Annotated in this window: 9 protein-coding genes; 7 read left to right on the top strand and 2 right to left on the bottom strand. The window is 51.6% G+C overall.

Going from position 1 to position 18,177, the window contains the following annotated elements; all coding sequences use genetic code 11:
• Window positions 1–137 precede the first annotated feature (137 nt).
• Window positions 138–2,168, bottom strand: a complete 2,031-nt coding sequence (locus BN8_RS06445) for a PAS domain-containing sensor histidine kinase (RefSeq protein WP_009281009.1) — start codon at window positions 2,166–2,168, stop codon at window positions 138–140.
• 389 nt (window positions 2,169–2,557) lie between these two features.
• Window positions 2,558–3,367 carry an AraC family transcriptional regulator gene (locus BN8_RS06440; RefSeq protein WP_009281008.1) on the bottom strand — a complete coding sequence of 270 codons (810 nt, stop codon included), beginning with the start codon at window positions 3,365–3,367 and terminating at the stop codon, window positions 2,558–2,560.
• 234 nt (window positions 3,368–3,601) lie between these two features.
• Here BN8_RS06440 and BN8_RS06435 point away from each other — a divergent pair, with 234 nt between their 5' ends.
• The 7 genes from BN8_RS06435 to BN8_RS06405 all read left to right on the top strand — a co-directional run bounded on the left by BN8_RS06435 (window position 3,602) and on the right by BN8_RS06405 (window position 18,167).
• Entirely contained in the window at window positions 3,602–3,937 is a 336-nt protein-coding gene (locus BN8_RS06435) for a PadR family transcriptional regulator (protein ID WP_009281007.1), read from the top strand.
• An 87-nt stretch (window positions 3,938–4,024) separates the two neighbouring features.
• A complete protein-coding gene (locus BN8_RS06430) occupies window positions 4,025–6,742 on the top strand; it encodes an ABC transporter permease (protein WP_009281006.1) in 2,718 nt (905 codons plus the stop codon).
• Between the two features lie 70 nt (window positions 6,743–6,812).
• Entirely contained in the window at window positions 6,813–9,539 is a 2,727-nt protein-coding gene (locus tag BN8_RS06425) for an ABC transporter permease (protein ID WP_009281005.1), read from the top strand.
• Between the two features lie 70 nt (window positions 9,540–9,609).
• Entirely contained in the window at window positions 9,610–12,243 is a 2,634-nt protein-coding gene (locus BN8_RS06420) for an ABC transporter permease (RefSeq protein ID WP_009281004.1), read from the top strand.
• 70 nt (window positions 12,244–12,313) lie between these two features.
• Window positions 12,314–14,956, top strand: coding sequence for an ABC transporter permease (locus BN8_RS06415; RefSeq protein ID WP_009281003.1), 2,643 nt, complete (start codon window positions 12,314–12,316; stop codon window positions 14,954–14,956).
• Between the two features lie 217 nt (window positions 14,957–15,173).
• Window positions 15,174–15,500 carry a PadR family transcriptional regulator gene (locus BN8_RS06410; RefSeq protein ID WP_009281001.1) on the top strand — a complete coding sequence of 109 codons (327 nt, stop codon included), beginning with the start codon at window positions 15,174–15,176 and terminating at the stop codon, window positions 15,498–15,500.
• A gap of 3 nt (window positions 15,501–15,503) precedes the next feature.
• Complete coding sequence (locus BN8_RS06405; protein WP_009281000.1) at window positions 15,504–18,167, top strand: ABC transporter permease; 2,664 nt, start codon at window positions 15,504–15,506, stop codon at window positions 18,165–18,167.
• Window positions 18,168–18,177: the final 10 nt, after the last annotated feature.

Raw genomic sequence — 18,177 nt, 5'->3', positions numbered from 1 at the left:
TAAACTTGGGGCTCTGTTTACAATAATGGCTCGCGTTGGATCAGCCCATACATGGAAGTTTTTTCGTCTTTCAGGGCGAGCGTTATTGAGGTTTTTTATTCGCCAGTTCGTGACCGTGATATAAGGTTATCTTTCAGCTACGCCGGAAGGTAAACGGTAAAGGTGGCCCCTTGTCCCGGTTGACTGCTGGCCGTGATGGCTCCGCCATGATTGGCCACCACGCGCTCACAGATCGCTAAGCCAATTCCTGTTCCGGCAAACTGGGTTTTGCCATGCAGCCGTTGGAAAACCTGAAAAATGCGGTCCAGATACTTCTCATCAAAACCAACTCCGTTATCCACTACATCAATTTGGTAGTAGACCTTGCTCACTCGCGTGGGCTTTACCGAAGCTGGCAACGCCCCCCCTTCCACGGTATAAGAACGAATATGAATGAGCGGAGCAACCGATGGGCGGTGGAACTTAAGGGCATTGCCCAGCAGGTTCTGAAAGAGCTGGGTGAGTTGAGAAGCATCCCCCAATACAGACGGTAGGAGGTCCACGTTAATTTCGGCGTTGGTTTCGGCAATGACCAGCTCTAAGGTGGTGAGAACCTGCTCAACAACCTCGTTTAGCGACACCAGCTTATCACTGCCTCGCTGGGTGGCAATGCGGGAGAAGTCCAATATGTCCCGAATCAGAATAGCCATGCGACTGGCCGCGGATTGCATCCGTTCTATATACCCCAACTCATCCCTGGACAAGGAGTTCTGACGCCCTTTCAGTAAATCGCCGAATTGTTGAATCTTCCGTAGTGGCTCCTGCAGGTCGTGAGAAGCTACGTAGGCAAATTGCTGGAGGTTGTCGTTCGAGCGAACTAGCAATGCGTTCGCTTCTTCCAGTTCTTCATTAGTAACCGCCAATTCCTCATTAGCAGCGGCTAATTCTTCCGTGCGTTGTTGAACCTGCTGTTCTAAAGTAAGTTGTATTGAGCGTTGGCTGGTGATATCATGGACCGAGCCATTCACACGCACGGGTTGACCTTCCCGATTATAAACAATTTGGCCAGATGTACGTAGCACACGTCGCTGACCATTCAGGGCATTGACAACCCCATACTCCAAGTTGAAATACCCACTGGCATTCGATGCAAGCGCTTCCGTATACGTCTGAAAAACGCGCTCCTGATCGCTGACCTCAATAACACTGACCGATGTTGCAACATCGGTCACTTCCGGTAATCCATACCAGCCAGCAACCCGTGGCGACTTGATTAGTTGATTCGTACTTAAATCGATCGTGTAGATGCCTACCTCGGCTAAGTCAATGATAGACTGCAGGAAGGCTTCCCGTTCCTGCAAACGATCCTGCGCTTGCCTGATGTCCGTAATATCGCGAGTGGTGCCGGCTATGGCCTCTACCTCGCCCTGCTCATTGAGCACAGGCGCAAATACGTAGTCATAAATTCGTTTGCCCAAGGTGGCATGGATAAAGGACACCTCGCCCCGAATAGATTGTTTGGTAGCCACCACCTGGTCGATTTCCCGTTCGTGCATCTGGGCGTGCCAGGGCTCGTAGCCAATTTCCAGCAAGCTTTTTCCAATCGAGTCTTCCCAGCTTTTGCCCCACATCTCCAGCAGGGCTCGATTGGCATAGGTAAACCGATACGAACGATCAAAGACATATATCAGATCGGGGGTACTGGCCGTAATGGCTTCGTAGATCCGCTGCTGCCGCTGGGCCTGCTGGCGGGTGGCCGCTTCCTGTTGCTGGTCCAGTACCTGCTGGGTGACATCCTGAGCCACCCCGGCAAATCGATACAGATCACCAGTTTGAGCAAAATAAGCTCTGCCGTAGAAACGTACCCACCGCAACTGGCCATCGTCAGCCCCGATGGTACGGTAGGTTTGATCATAGATTCCGTCAGACTCGCCAGTCAATACTTGCTGCAGGGCCTGATTGACGCGCTCTGCATCTTCCGGATGGATATGTTGGATGACCTGTTGGTAAGGCAGGACGTTATCCTTTACCAGTCCAAATAACTCCCGGCAGCGGTCATCCCAACGGACTTGGTACGTTTTCGGATCGAGCTCCCAAACGCCTAGCCCAGATACCTGTAAGGCGAACTGGATATTAAGTTGTTCATATAAATTCTTTGTTGAATCAGATGTTTTTTCATCACCGTTCATCGAAGGAAGATACTAAGTATCGAACAAATCAGGACCAGACATTGACTTGCGTCTTATGCACTAAAATAGTTTTAGTAACTTACTATTTTACGTGACTGTTCAAAAACATATCAAATAAACATATCAAGCCTAGTCATTGACTCGATTAACTTGCTTTTTTTAGTCTAAACGTTCCCTCAGGAGTATATGGTGACTTCAAAGGAGCGGACCAGTAGAAGGCAACCGGCTGGGGATAAGCTGGTTATTCACATGTTTCGGCCCGAAATTTCATTTGTGTCTATATTCGACGAACCATCAAATGGTTTTTCGCTAACTCAAACAGCTTCTAAGGCTACTGGCTTAAGCAGGCCTTTCTTCGGGTTATTAACCGCTACGTCATAAATCCAGCGCTACTTCCTTAACCGACTCAATTTCTGCCCCGTGAACCTGACGACATCTTTATAAAAATGGCTCATGTCGTAGTAGCCGAAGTCGTCGGGCGAGAATTGGTTGCGATTGGCGACGTAGCCAGTTAGGGCCGCCCTGACTCTTACGGCAGACAAGTACTGCTTGGGTGACGTACCAACGACCCGGTGAAAGTAGCGGTTGATGGTTTTAGATGTCACGAATGTCCGGTCGGCCAGTTGGCCAGGGTTAAGGACTAATCCGCTCGCTTCAAACGTACCAATTGTATTGGACACGATGGTTTGGTAATGATCCGCTCGTTTCCGGCTCAGGTATTGGCTTAAAAAGAATGACTCAAGCAGTTCGATTCGTTCTTCAAACGCAGTTAGCCGTTTAATGCGCTGGATTAGCTCAGCGGGCAGTATCGTCTCCAACCGGACAACCTGATCGACCAGGTGAACCTGATTAACACCAAGCACCGCTTCCAGCCCTCCGGGGTAAAACTTGATCGTGAAGATGTGGTCGGTTGGCAGGTTGAAGCGTTCGACAACTGAATTTCGGAGCAGCAATACGTCAATCTCCTTCCGGACCAGATACCGACTGGTTCCAACTACCATTTGATACGGTTCGCCCAGATTAATGTAGCAGGTGGGTGTCCAGCTCGGAAACATTCTGACCGTAAATCTATTGTCGGCCACATGCCGGTACGTTTCCTCAGCAGATGACTCCGAGAAAAATTCAATGTACTCCGCCAGTTCGTTAGTGGGTACGTAGAACCGGTACAGCTTTCGAATGTTGTCGAAGATCTCGGTCATCAGCTTACGTATGAATTAATGCAAAAGTAAGCTCAGTATACTCCTGCAAAGCGTATCGATCCGGCTTGTCCGCGCTCGTACAAATTCTGTCCGTTTCTGGACAGCCAGTACGTAATGATACACCATAAACCCCCATTTCCAACACAGTAAAGGCAACTTTACTTTTTGGCAAGGCATTTGACATACGGAAATAGATAAAATACTACAACCCATAGTAACCGCTACTTTCTACCCATGCGACGGAGTGATTTAGGCGAGTTTGAAGAGGTCGTTTTGCTGGCCGTGGCCGTACTCTCGCCCAGGGCGTATTCGGTGGTTATCGCCGAAGAACTCGAACGGGAAACGGGCCAGACCGTCAGCACCGGGGCGGTTCACGCGGCTCTCCAACGACTCGAACAAAAGGGCTACCTCCGCTCGGAACTGGGCGAAGCCACGCCCGAACGGGGTGGTCGACGCAAACGGCTGTTCACCGTTACGGCGCTGGGTGGTCGCGTGCTGAGCGAAGTTCGTTCGGTACGCAACCGGCTCTGGGACCGGATCATTCCGCAAACCATACTCAAGTGGAGTTAACCAGCTTGGGGCGCAGGGCGTGGGGCAAGGGGCTTAGGGTAAGCCCAGGTCACCACGCCCTGCGCCCCCGGCCTCAAGCCCTACGCTATGAACCCATTACCGACCCCGCAACCGCCTAATTGGCCCGACAAGCTGCTCAACTGGCTGGTGGCTCCGCACCTGCGGGAGGAGGTGCTGGGCGACATCCACGAGCGCTACGCCCTGCGGGTGCAACGATTGGGTGAGCGGGCAACCCGGCGAACCTACTGGCGCGAGGTGCTGGCCTATGTACGACCTCGATTCATCAAACGCCAGCCGAACGTTTCGGCGTACCGGGCTTACCCAAAACCAACAAATACCGACATGCTACGCAACCACTTCAAAATTGCTTTTCGAACCCTGAGCCGACACAAGCTGTACACGGGCCTCAACGTGGCCGGTCTGACCTTCGGTGTCACTTGTTTTTTACTGATCGGATTGTACCTCTTCGATGAACTAACGTTTGATCAGCAACACAGCCGAACAAACCGGATTTACCGGGCTATCCAGCATAAAAAAACGCCTACCGAAGATCTGACGATGGCGGCATCGAGCTACAAAGTGGCCGAAGAATCCAAAAAACAGATTGCCGAAATCGAAAACTCGGCCCGGATTAACCGGGTTGGAAGGGCAAATCTCTCAAACCCGGACAATAAGAATACATTTCAGGAAACAATCGCTTTCGGTAGCTCAGGGCTGTTGGAGATGTTCGATTTTGAAGCCCTTGACGGCGACAGCAAGTCGGGGTTAAACGAACCAAATACGATTGTCATCGTCGAGGAGTTAGCGCAACGGCTTTTCAACACCACGCAGGTTGTTGGCAAAACCGTCATCGTTGAATTCATGCCCGATAAACCGCTGAAGATTACGGCCGTCCTGAAAAGTCATCCCCGCAATTCAAGTTTTACCTTCAATTCGATCATCTCGGAAGCGACCATCGTCAACAGCGACGACTTTGCTCAATGGATAGCTAATTGGGATGACCAAAATTTCCTGACGTTTTTCCTATTGAAGCAACAGGCCAATCCGGAAGTCGCGGCTCAGAAGATTAACAACCTGCTCAATATCAATCTGAAACGGGAGGCCGGGCATTCAGTGAGGTATTCACTTCAACCCCTGGCTGACATGCACTTATACTCCGAAAACATTGAGGATGGCGCCAGAAACGGTAACGTAGAAGCGATGAGCCAGGGGGTTTTGCTTTACATCAAAATCTTTGCGGTTGTGGCCTTGTTTGTCTTGCTCATTGCCTGCATTAATTACATGAACCTCGCCACAGCCCGGGCTTCCAACCGGTCGAAGGAAATTGGTGTTCGTAAAGCCAGTGGCGCGTTTCAGAGCCATCTCATCCATCAGTTCCTGACCGAATCGCTGGTGGTAACGGCTATTTCTTTTCTGCTGGCCGTGGTATTGGTCAATCTACTGCTTCCTGCCTTTAATGAATTCACCGATAAAGAACTCTCGTTAGGCATTTTTAGTGATTATCGAATTTGGCTATACACCTTTGTCGCCCTGATTATCACGGCCTTGTTATCGGGCAGTTATCCCGCCTTCTTACTGTCTCGTTTTAGTCCCCTCTTGCTGCTGAAGAATCTTAAACTGCAAAACAAAGGCGATCTGTCACTGCGGAAAGGATTGGTCGTGTTCCAGTTTACAATTTCGGTCGTCATGATGATCGCCACCATCGTGCTTTTCCAGCAAGTTCGATTTGCCAACAACAAGGATCTGGGCTTCAACAAAGAGCTATTGGTGGTAATCGACATCAACAGTGGCAAAATTCGGAGTGGTGCCGAAACGATCAAAACCGAATTTAGCCGGATTCCAACCGTCAAAAACGTATCGGCGACCTCGCGAGTACCAGGCGAGTGGAAGACAATTTCTACGGTCAAAATCAGGCCCGAGGGAAATACCGACGAACACAAAATCGCTTACCTGATTGGAGCCGACGAGAACTTCGCCAGGACCTTTGAAGTACAGTTGCTGAACGGTCGAAATTTTAGCGGAATGAGCGATTCGACATCCGTCATCGTAAACGAAACAGCCGCTAAACTACTCGGTATCCGGGAGGCTTCGGCGCAGCAAGTTGAGATACCCGCCCGAGGAATGGGGGGAAGCTATAGCCCACTCAACGAGGCTAACCAGCCTTTTAACGCAAGGGTCGTCGGTATTGTAAAGGATTTTCACTTTCAATCCTTACGCGAAAAGATTGCCCCGCTGGTGTTGGCTTACCAGCAGAATCCGGTCTTTCCGATCGATTATTATACAGCCCGAATCGAAGGCAGGGATATTCCGGCGACCTTGGCCAAAATGAACGACGTTTTGACCAGTATTGATCCTACGCACCAGTTGGAATATCACTTTCTGGATGAGCAACTGGCCCGTTTCTACGCCGAAGACCAGCGCCGGGAAACCTTGCTGATCTGGGTAGCACTGGCTACGATTTTCATTGCCTGCCTGGGCCTCTTCGGGTTGGCTACCTATGCCGCCGAACAACGCATTAAAGAAATAGGTGTTCGGAAAGTGCTAGGAGCAAGCGTCCTGAACCTTACCGCTCTACTTTCCAAAGATTTTTTGAAGTTAGTCTTGATTGCCAATGGCATCGCCTTTCCGCTGGCCTGGTGGGCTACTCATCAATGGCTACAAGAGTTTGCTTACCACATTGATGTGGAATGGTGGATGTTTACCGTAGCAGGGATCTTGTCTATACTCATTGCCTTAGCGACCGTCAGCTACCAGGCGATAAAAGCCGCCCTTGTAAATCCGGTCAAGAGTTTACGGTCCGAGTAATTGGCTAAGGGCGTGGGGCCGGGGGCTTGGGGTGACCAGGCTCAGCCCTTCGCCCCCGGCCCCACAAACCATGAACCCGAACCAACCACCTCCGCCCCCCAAATGGCCTGACCGCCTACTCAACCGGCTCATCGCACCCCACCTGCGGGAGGAAGTGCTGGGCGACATCCACGAGCGCTACGCCCTGCGTGTGCAGCGGCTGGGTGAGCGGGCAGCCCGGCGAACGTACTGGCGCGAGGTGCTGGCTTACATGCGGCCTCAGTTCATCAAACGAAAACCGAACGTTCCGGCGTACCGGGCTTACCCAAAACCAACAAATACCGACATGCTACGTAATTATGTCAAAATTGCCGTTCGCAAACTAGCCCGCAACAAGGTTTATTCGTTCATCAACGTAGTAGGCTTAGCATTGGGCATTGGTACCTGTCTGGGCATTTATCTGATTACCCGCTACGAATTCAGTTTTGATACGTTTCATGCCGACGCTGATCGCATTTATTGTGTAGATGCGGTCGTTTTTGGTGGGCGTTGGAATTGCGTACCCGGTCCTATGCCGGCCGCCATGCGCCGTGAAATGACAGGCTTCGAGACTGTGGCCGGTTTTCAGACCTATGGTGCCAGTGTGACGATACCCGGCGATCAGAATGGAAAATCAAAGCGCTTTAATTACGAGGGGAGCATCGCTATCGTCGAACCCCAATACTTCGACATTTTTCGCTACCAATGGTTAAGCGGAAATGCCGCCACTTCCCTGTCCCAGCCCAACGCCGTTGTGCTTACCGCCGAACGAGCCAGAAAATACTTTGGCGATCTCGACCCACACCGGGTCATCGGCCGAACCCTCTATTACCAGGATTCGCTGATGGTCACCGTAACCGGGGTTGTCGCCGATTGGCAGGGTAACAGTGATTTTAATTTCAGCCAATGGATCTCCTATGCGACGATCCCAGCCAGTTTTTTGAAAAGAGAGTTCACGCTGGAGAGCTGGGATAAGTTAAATCGGTCCAGCCAGGTCATCATCAAACTGGCAAAGGAGGTAAAACCTGCCCAGATTGATGCTCAATTTATCGCCTTTGCCAAACGGCATTACGGCCCAAAACCCGACTTCTCCGCTCAGTTGAAACCGCTGTTGGGTAGCCATTTCCATCCCGAATATGGTGGATCAGGCAGAAAGGCCAGTTTACCGGTTTTGTACACACTCATGGCAGCGGCAGGATTTATCCTTATTCTTGCCGTTATCAATTTTGTCAATTTGTCGACCGCGCAAGCCATGCAACGAGCCCGAGAGATCGGGGTTCGAAAGGTGTTGGGCGGTAACCAGTCGGGCATCGCCGGGCAATTTTTTACCGAATCCCTGGTATTGACTCTAGCCGCCGTAGGTCTTGCCGTACTGATGATAAGACCGGTGATGAATGGGTTCGCCGACTTGATCCCGGGGGGCGTTCATTTTCGGGTGGATCGTGCTACCGGATTATTTTTACTGCTGGCGACGGCGGTGACAACCCTGCTGGCGGGGTTTTATCCCGCTAAGGTGCTGGGGAGTTATCAGCCTATACTGACCCTGAAAGGAATCACGGCGGCAACAGGCAGCGGAAAAGGAACGCTGCGCCGAGGTCTCATCATCTTCCAGTTTACCATATCGTTGGTGTTTATCATAGCATCCCTGGTCATTGGTTCGCAGTTACGGTACGTGCTGCAGGCGGATCTGGGTTTCAAAACAGATGCCATTATCACGCTCGGTGGTCCGCCTGACAATAGTATGCATCACGCAGCGATCGGGTCGGACAAGACTAAGCCGAGGCTACCCCCTATAGATGAGACGGGTAAGCTAGCGGTATTGACCGAAAAGATCCGACAACTGGCCGGTGTCGAGCAGGTGATCAGGCAGTGGAAGTCACCGATGGACCAGAAGCATAGTGGATTCGGCGGTGGTGGTCTGAAAAACAGCACGGAGAAACCAATCGATCTATCTTTTCATTTCGGCAACCAGGATTACGTCCCTTTTTATGAGATGAAGCTGGTGGCGGGCCGAAATCTGCTTCCAGGCGACAGTGCCCGAGAGGTGCTGATCAGTGAGACTTGTGCGCATGCTTTAGGGTTTACCGATGTGAACCAGGCTATTGGTCGAGAGTTGGTCGCCAGCCCCGTCGAGGTCTACCCGATCGCTGGCGTGGTGGCTGATTTTTATGAGAACTCGTTTCATCAGGCGAGTTGGCCAATCGTCATCCGACACAACCCCACCCGAGAGACGGTCATTGCGGTCAAAATAGCCGCCAAAGGCATGGCCGCTGGGGAATTGCAGACGCTCCTGGGCAAAATAGAGGATGAATGGAAGCGGGTCTTTCCCGAAAAGCCGTTTGCCTATTCGTTTCTTGAGGATAGCATTGCTAGTCTGTATGCGGACGATCTTCGCACCGAGCGGTTGACCAATATGGCGATGGTGATCACCGTTTTAATCTCTTGTTTAGGCCTGCTGGGGCTGGCCGTTTTCTCGACGGAACGAAGGGCTAGGGAGATCGGCATTCGGAAGGTATTAGGGGCTACGGTATCGGGCATTGTGGTTATGCTTTGTCAGGAGATCGTGGGATTGATCCTGATCGCCTTGTTAATCGCCAGTCCACTGGCCTGGTATTTCATGGATGGCTGGCTCCAGGGCTTTGCCTACCGTACAACGCTGAGCGGCTGGCTGTTTGTGGCAGCGGGATCGGCAGCCATAGGCCTGGCACTGCTGACAGTGAGTTTTCAGGCTGTCAAAGCGGCCCTTGTAAATCCGGTAAAAAGCTTACGGTCCGAGTAATTGGCTAAGGGCGTGGGGCCGGGAGCTTGGGGTGACCAGGCTCAGCCCTTCGCCCCCGGCCCCACAAACCATGAACCCGAACCAACCACCTCCGCCCCCCAAATGGCCTGACCGCCTACTCAACCGGCTCATCGCACCCCACCTGCGGGAGGAGGTGCTGGGCGACATCCACGAGCGCTACGCCCTGCGTGTGCAACGGCTGGGTGAGCGGGCGGCCCGGCGAACGTACTGGCGCGAGGTGCTGGCCTATGTGCGGCCCCGCTTCATTCGTCGGGAACAACCAAAACACCCTCAACCAACTAATACGACTATGCTACGAAACTATCTCAAAATCGCCCTCCGTAATCTTGCCAAGAACAAGGCCTATTCGGCTATTAACATTGGTGGACTGGCCGTAGGTATGGCTGTGGCCATGTTGATTGGGTTGTGGATTTACGACGAACTCTCCTTCAACAAATACCACCAGAATTATAACCGCATTGCCAGGGTCATGCAAAGCGCCACATTTGAAGGGGCGTTTGGTGCAGGGAGCCATATGCCCCTTCCGTTAGGCAATGAATTACGTACCAATTTCGCCGACGACTTCACCTACGTTGTCATGGCGTCCTGGAATGGGGAGCATATTCTGGCTTACGGCGACAAAAAATTCACCAAACAGGGAAGTTATCTCAGTCCGGAAGCCCCGGATATGTTTACCCTGAAGATGCTGCGGGGCACACGGGCGGGCTTAAAAGATCCGGCGTCTATTATGCTGTCGGAGTCTGTCGCTCAGGCACTTTTCGGGAACGACAACCCGCTGGGGAAAATCGTAATGATCGACAACAAACTGAACGTAATGGTAACGGGTGTATACGAAGACCTGCCTTATAACACCGAGTTCAGAGACATGACCTTTATAGCTCCCTGGGCTTTATATGTGTCGTCGGAGGCATGGGTAAAGCGAGCGCAGGACAATATGGAATGGAACAATAACTCCTGGCAAATACTGGCTCAGATCGCCCCTAACGCTACTTTCGATGCTGTTAATGCCAAAATCAAAGGGCTACGGGTCAAGCATGTTCCGGAAACGGCTCCTTACAAAGCGGAGGTATTTTTACAACCCATGAGTCGCTGGCATTTATTCACCGGCTGGGATAAACAGGGAAACCTGGAAGGACGCATTCAGTATGTCTGGCTCTTCGGTCTTATTGGCCTGTTTGTGTTGCTGCTGGCCTGCATCAACTTCATGAATCTGAGTACGGCCCGAAGCGAAAAGCGAGCCAAAGAAGTGGGTATTCGAAAAGCGGTGGGGTCGGTGCGCTCTCAACTCATTAGTCAGTTTTTCAGTGAATCGCTACTGGTTGTTGCGTGTGCGTTAACCTTGTCGCTGCTCCTGGTAATCCTTGCGCTCCCCCTCTTCAATGAAGTGGCCGACAAACAAGTAGGTATCTTATGGGATAGTCCTGTGTTTTGGGTTTCGGTAGTCGGATTTAGCCTGTTTACAGGCCTTATAGCCGGTAGTTACCCCGCGTTTTACCTGTCCTCATTTCAGCCGGTTAAAGTTCTGAAAGGTACGTTCAGGGCAGGTCGATTCGCCAGTGTGCCCCGGAAGGTATTGGTGGTTGTCCAGTTTACGGTTTCGGTTACGCTCATCATTGGAACGATTCTGGTTTTCCGCCAGATTCAGTACGCCAAAAATCGTCCGATTGGCTATGACCGCAATGGACTGATTACGGTAGCCATGAACACGCCTGAGTTGCATAACCATTATAATGCCCTCCGGGAAGAGCTGTTACGAACCGGTGCGGTGGTGGACATGTCTACCTCATCGACGCCCGCAACGGACCTGAATTCACAAAATATCGGATTCGACTGGGAAGGAAAAGATCCCAATTTTAATGCCCAATTCGGGACAATTGCCGTTACTCACGACTTTGGAAAAACGGTTGGCTGGCAGTTTAAGGAAGGCCGCGATTTTTCCCGGGCTTTCTCCACTGATTCGGCAGCCCTGGTCATGAACGAAACGGCAGCGAAGTACATGAACCTGAAAACCGGATCACCCGTGGGCATGATCGTGAAATGGAATGGCAAACCCATGCGGGTGCTGGGCGTTGTCAAAGACATGGTGATGGGCTCGCCGTTCAAACCGGTTTACCAGACGGTTTTCATGCTGAACTATGGCTGGGCGAATGTTATTAACATTAAACTCAATCCAAAGGAGAGCGCGCCCGAATCGCTGGCTAAAATCGAAACCGTATTTCAAAAATTCAACCCCGGAAGTCCGTTCGATTACAAATTCACCGATCAGCAATACGCTCTGAAATTTGCCGCTGAAGAACGGATTGGTAAACTCGCTTCGGTCTTCGCTATACTCGCCGTCTTTATCAGTTGCCTGGGCATATTTGGGCTGGCCTCGTTTGTAGCCGAACAGCGCACTAAAGAGATTGGCGTCCGGAAAGTGTTGGGCGCTACAGTCTTCAGTTTGTGGGGCCTACTCTCGAAAGATTTTGTGGTTCTGGTCACCATTGCCTTCAGTATCGCCACGCCCCTTGCCTGGTATTTCCTGAGCAACTGGCTCGAGAAATATGAGTACCGAACCGATATATCCTGGTGGATTTTCGCAGTAACGGGCGCAGGGGCAATGGGCATTACGTTGCTAACGGTCAGTTATCAAAGCATCAAAGCGGCTACATTGGACCCGGTCAAAAGCTTACGGTCCGAGTAATTGGCTAAGGGTGTGGGGCCGGGGGCTTGGGGTGACCAGGCTCAGCCCTTCGCCCCCGGCCCCACAAACCATGAACCCGAACCAACCACCTCCGCCCCCTAAATGGCCCAACCGCCTACTCAACCGGCTCATCGCACCCCACCTGCGGGAGGAGGTGCTGGGCGACATTCACGAACGCTACGCCCTGCGGGTGCAGCGGCTGGGTGAGCGGGCGGCCCGGCGAACGTACTGGCGCGAGGTGCTGGCCTACGTGCGCCCCGGATTTATTAGATGCAAACCCAACCAATATCCAAATCCAAGCCATACTGATATGCTGCGCAACTATCTTAAAATCGCCTGGCGAAACCTCACCAAAAGCAAAGCTTTCTCAGCTATTAACATCGGTGGCCTAGCGGTGGGCATGGCTGTCGCTATGCTGATTGGCCTGTGGATTCACGACGAGTTGTCTTTCAACAAATATCACCAGAATTACGGCCGAATTGCGCAGGTTAGGGAGCGCGGTATTCGGGAAGATGGGAGACGTTATTCAAATACATCACTACCCTATCCGCTGGCAACAGAGCTGAAAACCAGCTACCAACGCTTTTTTAAGCACATTCTGATTGCCAATGACCCCGATGAGCATATCCTGACGGCTGACCAGACAAAGCTAACGGAGACAGGCCGGTTTATTGAGGCAGGGGCACCCGAAATGCTTACGTTAACGATGCTGAAAGGGACATGGGCAGGGCTGCAAGATCCTCATTCCATTCTACTGTCGGCATCGACGGCTCAGGCTCTGTTCGGAAATGCTGATCCAATGGGTAAACACGTCAAAATCAACACGGACATGGACGCCAGAGTGACCGGCGTGTACGAAGACTTTCCCCATAATACGGAGTTCAACGGGATAAAATTTCTCGCCCCCTTCGAGCTTTGGACTTCGGTCAATCCCTGGGTAAAAGAACAGCAATGGAATAACTGGTTTCTATCTATTTATGTCCAAATGCAGCCGAACGTGGACTTTGCCCAGGTATCTGCGATTATTAAGGATATTGAATTGAACAAGATCAGGCATATAGAAGACAGGCAGGAACAGGTAGCCCGGCAACCGCAAATAGCCTTGCTTCCAATGAGTCGATGGCACCTGTACGGCAACTACTATGAAGACGATAAGGGGCCGGTACAGATGGTGTGGTTGATTGGCCTAATTGGCGCATTTGTATTGCTGTTAGCCTGCATCAACTTTATGAACCTAAGTACGGCCCGTTCCATGAAACGAGCGAAAGAAGTAGGTATCAGGAAGGCAGTGGGTTCGCTACGGGGGCAGTTAGTGGGCCAATTCCTCAGCGAATCGTTTCTGGTCGTGAGCGTGGCTTTCCTAGTTGCAATCTTGTTGATACATCTGTCATTGCCCTGGTTTAATAACATCGCAGCCAAGCAGTTAACCTTTCGCTGGACAAATCCCTACTTCTGGATGGCCGGGTTGGGCTTCATCCTGTTGACCGGCTTTGTAGCAGGCAGCTATCCCGCGTTCTACCTGTCGTCATTCCAGCCGGTTAAAGTCCTCAAAGGAACCCTGAACAGCAGGCGGTTGGCAGTTACCCCGCGTAAGCTCCTGATTGTGCTCCAGTTTACCGTCTCGGTAACGTTGATTACCGGTACGTTCGTCGTATACCGACAGATTCAGTACGCTAAAAACCGACCCATTGGGTACGACAAAGCAGGGCTTTTGCTGATAGAGCAGAAAACGGCTGATTTCAAAGGCAAACATGCGCTACTCAGAAGCGAACTGAAAAACACCGGCGTGGTTTTCGAAGTGGCCGAATCAAGGAGTTCAACAACCGGTATAACCATGTGGAATGGCGGTTTTTGGCGAAAAGGCACTGAGATAACCTGTCCAAACGGTTGTGGTACGTTGCCCGTTTCAACGGAGTACGGCCAAACGGTCGGCTGGCAATTTGTAGCGGGAAGAGACTTTAATCGAGCGTTCTCGTCCGATTCGGCTGGCTTCGTCATTAACGAATCATTCGCCAAACTGTTGGGGCTGACTAATCCGGTGGGAGCAGTCGTTACCTGGAATCCGCGCTGGCGAAAAGCCAAGACGTACACCATTTTAGGTGTAGTGAATGATATGGTGGCTCTATCGCCCTATGAGTCAGCCATACCGACCGTTTTCTTTCTGGAGGACAACTACAATTGGATAAACATCAAGCTCAATCCACAGGTAAGTGCGGCCGAAGCATTGCCCAAAATTGAAGCGGTATTCAAACGGCTCATCCCAACGGCTCCCTTTGATTACAAGTTTGCCGACCAGGAGTATGGGGCCAAGTTTGCCGCTGAAGAACGCATTGGTAAACTGGCATCCGTTTTTGCCTTCCTGGCTATAGTAATCTCCTGCTTAGGCTTGTTCGGACTCGCTTCCTTTATGGCTGAGCAGCGCACCAAAGAAATCGGCATCCGCAAAGTGCTGGGCGCATCGGTGTTGAACCTATGGGCTCTGTTATCGAAAGATTTTGTTTTCCTGGTTCTTATCGCTTTTCTACTGGCTACGCCCCTGGCTTACTACGCCATGTCTGACTGGCTACAGAAGTATGAGTACCGGACGGAGCTATCGTGGTGGATTTTTGCGGCTTCGGGTGCTGGCGCCCTGCTCATCACGCTATTGACGGTCAGCTTTCAAAGCATCAAAGCCGCCCTGATGAATCCGGTCAAGAGTTTGCGGACGGAATAAGCAATACGGTATCAGTTGGAAAGCATCACCAGTAAGGTGGTGCTTTTTATTTTTCCTGGCTTCGCAACCGCTTCTGAAAGCTGTCCACCTCCGAACGATTTCTGTCCGTTTTTGGACACAAAACAATATCTACCAGCAACAAACCACTCATAATCAGCTGATTTTGATTCTGGCAGGGCATTTGTTTAGCAAATTATAAGCAAATACCAATGTCGCTATGGGCAGACCCTACTTAGGTGAATTTGAAGAATTGGTCTTACTAACCGTGGCTATTCTGGAAGGTCAGGCTTATGGCGTCACGATTGCGGCCGAACTCAAACAACGGACCAGCCGCACGATTAGCCTGAGTGGGGTGCATATAGCGCTGTATCGTTTAGAGGAAAAGGGCTTCGTGCGCTCCGAGCTGGGCGGAGCCACGGCCGCCCGGGGTGGCCGACGTAAACGCCTGTTCACCATAACGGCCGCGGGTAAGCAAACACTGAGCGACATGCGCGAGGTCCGTAATGAGCTGTGGAACGCTATTCCTAACCCTTCCTGGTCGTAAGTTATGGCACTTCATTCCACAAATCCCACTCCACCCGATCGCCGGCCACCCCGCTGGGCTGACCGACTCCTGAAGCGAGTGCTGCCAGCCGATCTGCTGGAAGAACTACTGGGCGATTTACACGAACAGTTTGCGGAGCAGGCCGCCGAACTAGGTGAAGCCAAAGCCCGACGATTGTACGCGCTGGAGGTGCTCAGGTTCTGTCGGCCTTACTTTCTGAAGCGACGAATCAGGCATCAGCAGCGTACCCAAAGCGATTATTCTCAACCTTACTTTCTAAGTCCCATTATGATCCGCAACTACATTAAAGTAGCCTCTCGAAACCTGGCGAAAAATAAGGTCTATTCGTTCATCAACGTTTTTGGACTGGCGTTGGGCATGGCCTGCAGCCTGCTGATTGGGCTGTGGGTGAAGGATGCATTCAGTTACAACCGCTTCCTGCCCGATGCCGAAAAGATAGCCTTCGTGCGGGTTAATTTTGTTGATCCTAACACCGGCGAAGTCCCCGTAACAAACTGGGTTACACCCGGTCCTTTGCAGGAGGCCATCGCGCAGGATGTACCCGAGGTGGCGGCTGTTACCAAAATCAACTACGGCCCGGAATATCTGATCAAGGTAGGCGATAAAGCGGCCAAAGAGAAAGGTCATTACGCTACCGATGATTTTTTCGGTGTGTTTGATCTGCCTGCCGTATACGGCAATCCCAAAGCGGCTCTGAAGCAAACCAACCAGATTGTCATTACTCGAAAAGTTGCCGAAACGTTCTTTCCCAATGGACTGGCTTTGGGGAAAACGCTGCAACTCAATAATGACAAATTTTACGTAGTTGGCGCCGTGATTGAAAACCTGCCGTCCAATTCCTCGTTGCAGTTCGACTGGCTTGTTAACTGGAAAGTTCAGGAAGAGAACTGGATGAAAACATGGGGTAATAACTCCTTCCAGACGTTTGTCCGACTAAAACCGCACGTAACGCTGGCCCAGGCTGAAGCCGCTATGAAGGACATTTACCCTCGTCGGGCCGGCAAAAATTTCGATACCGGTCGGCCAACGCTGCAAGCCATCACGGACCTGCATCTGTACGGCGAGTACGAGAATGGTAAACCAGCCGGTGGCCGCATTGAGTACGTCCGGGTTTTCGCAATCGTAGCCCTGTTCATTCTCTTGATTGCCTGCATCAATTTTATGAACCTGGCCACCGCCCGCTCGGCAACACGAGCGCGGGAGGTCGGAGTCCGGAAAGTAGTTGGCGCCTTACGTACGTCGCTGATTGGCCAATTTCTGAGCGAATCCCTACTCACCAGTTTGCTGGCTGCTGCGCTTGCCCTGGTTTTGGTTTTATCCGTACTGCCTACATTCAATACCTTATTCAACAAGCAGTTAACCCTCGATTTCAACCAGTCTGACTTTTGGCTTTTACTCGGCGGCTTAGTGCTGATTACAGGCTTTTTCTCGGGTAGTTATCCGGCCCTGTTTCTGTCATCGCTGCAACCGATCAAGATCCTGAAAGGCCGGCTGCAATTTGGCGCAGGTCCGGCCCTCTTTCGGCGCATGCTGGTCGTGTTTCAGTTTTCAATGTCCATTTTTCTGATTGTAGGCATGCTGGCCGTTGGTCGGCAGATGAATTATCTACGCACGAAGCATCTGGGCCTCGACCGGGAGAACGTGCTGTATTGGCCCATTGAAGGGATCAACGAACCAACGAAGTTCAACGCGCTACGGCAGGAAATACTACGGCAGCCTTCCATCGCATCGGTGACCACGGCGGGCTCTTTGCCGGTGAATGTACAAGGTTCATCGGGCGATCTGAGCTGGCCAGGAATGGACCCGAATCAGTCTTCGTCGGTTTGGGCCATGTTTGTGGGCAGTGATTTTACCCGTACCATGAACATTAAACTGGCCGACGGGCGCGACTTCCGGGCCGATAGCCCCGCCGATTCGTCCAATTACATCATTAACGAGGCAACCGCCAGAATGATGGCCCAATCGGCTCCAGCCATGAAAGACCCTGTCGGCAAGGAGGTGACGTTCTGGATGGGCAAAGGCCGGATTGTTGGGGTGATGAAAGACTTTCATCTGCATTCGCTTCATGAGCCAATCAAGCCCCTGATTCTTTGTTTCAACGGGTTGAACGTCGAATACTTACTGGTTAAAACCCGTCCGGGACAAACGCAGCAGGCCCTGGCTGATCTGACTAACATTTCAAAGAAGTTTACTCCAGACTATCCGTTTAATTACCACTTTCTGGATGAAGAATACGAAAAACTGTACCGGAGTGAGCAGCAGGTCAACACATTGGTCAACTACTTTGGCATATTGGCAATTCTAATTTCGTGCCTGGGACTGTTTGGCTTAGCGGCTTTCACGGCCGAACAACGTACCAAAGAAATTGGGGTGCGGAAAGTACTGGGTGCCAGCGTTACCAACATTGTTGGATTACTCTCCAAAGATTTTCTGCTCCTGGTCCTGATCGCGCTTGTGCTGGCTGTACCGCTGGCGTGGTGGGCCTTGAGCCAGTGGCTGGGTACGTTTGCTTACCATGAGGAACTGTCGTGGTGGCTTTTCGGGCTGGCGGGTTTGCTGGCCGTCCTTGTTGCTTTCCTGACGGTGAGCTACCAGAGTATCAAAGCGGCTTTGATGAATCCGGTGAAGAGTTTGAGGGCCGAATAAACACCTCTTT

Origin of the sequence: Fibrisoma limi BUZ 3 (assembly GCF_000296815.2) — a bacterium.
GTDB classification, from domain to species: domain Bacteria; phylum Bacteroidota; class Bacteroidia; order Cytophagales; family Spirosomataceae; genus Fibrisoma; species Fibrisoma limi.
This window is presented reverse-complemented; position numbering and strand designations above follow the sequence as displayed.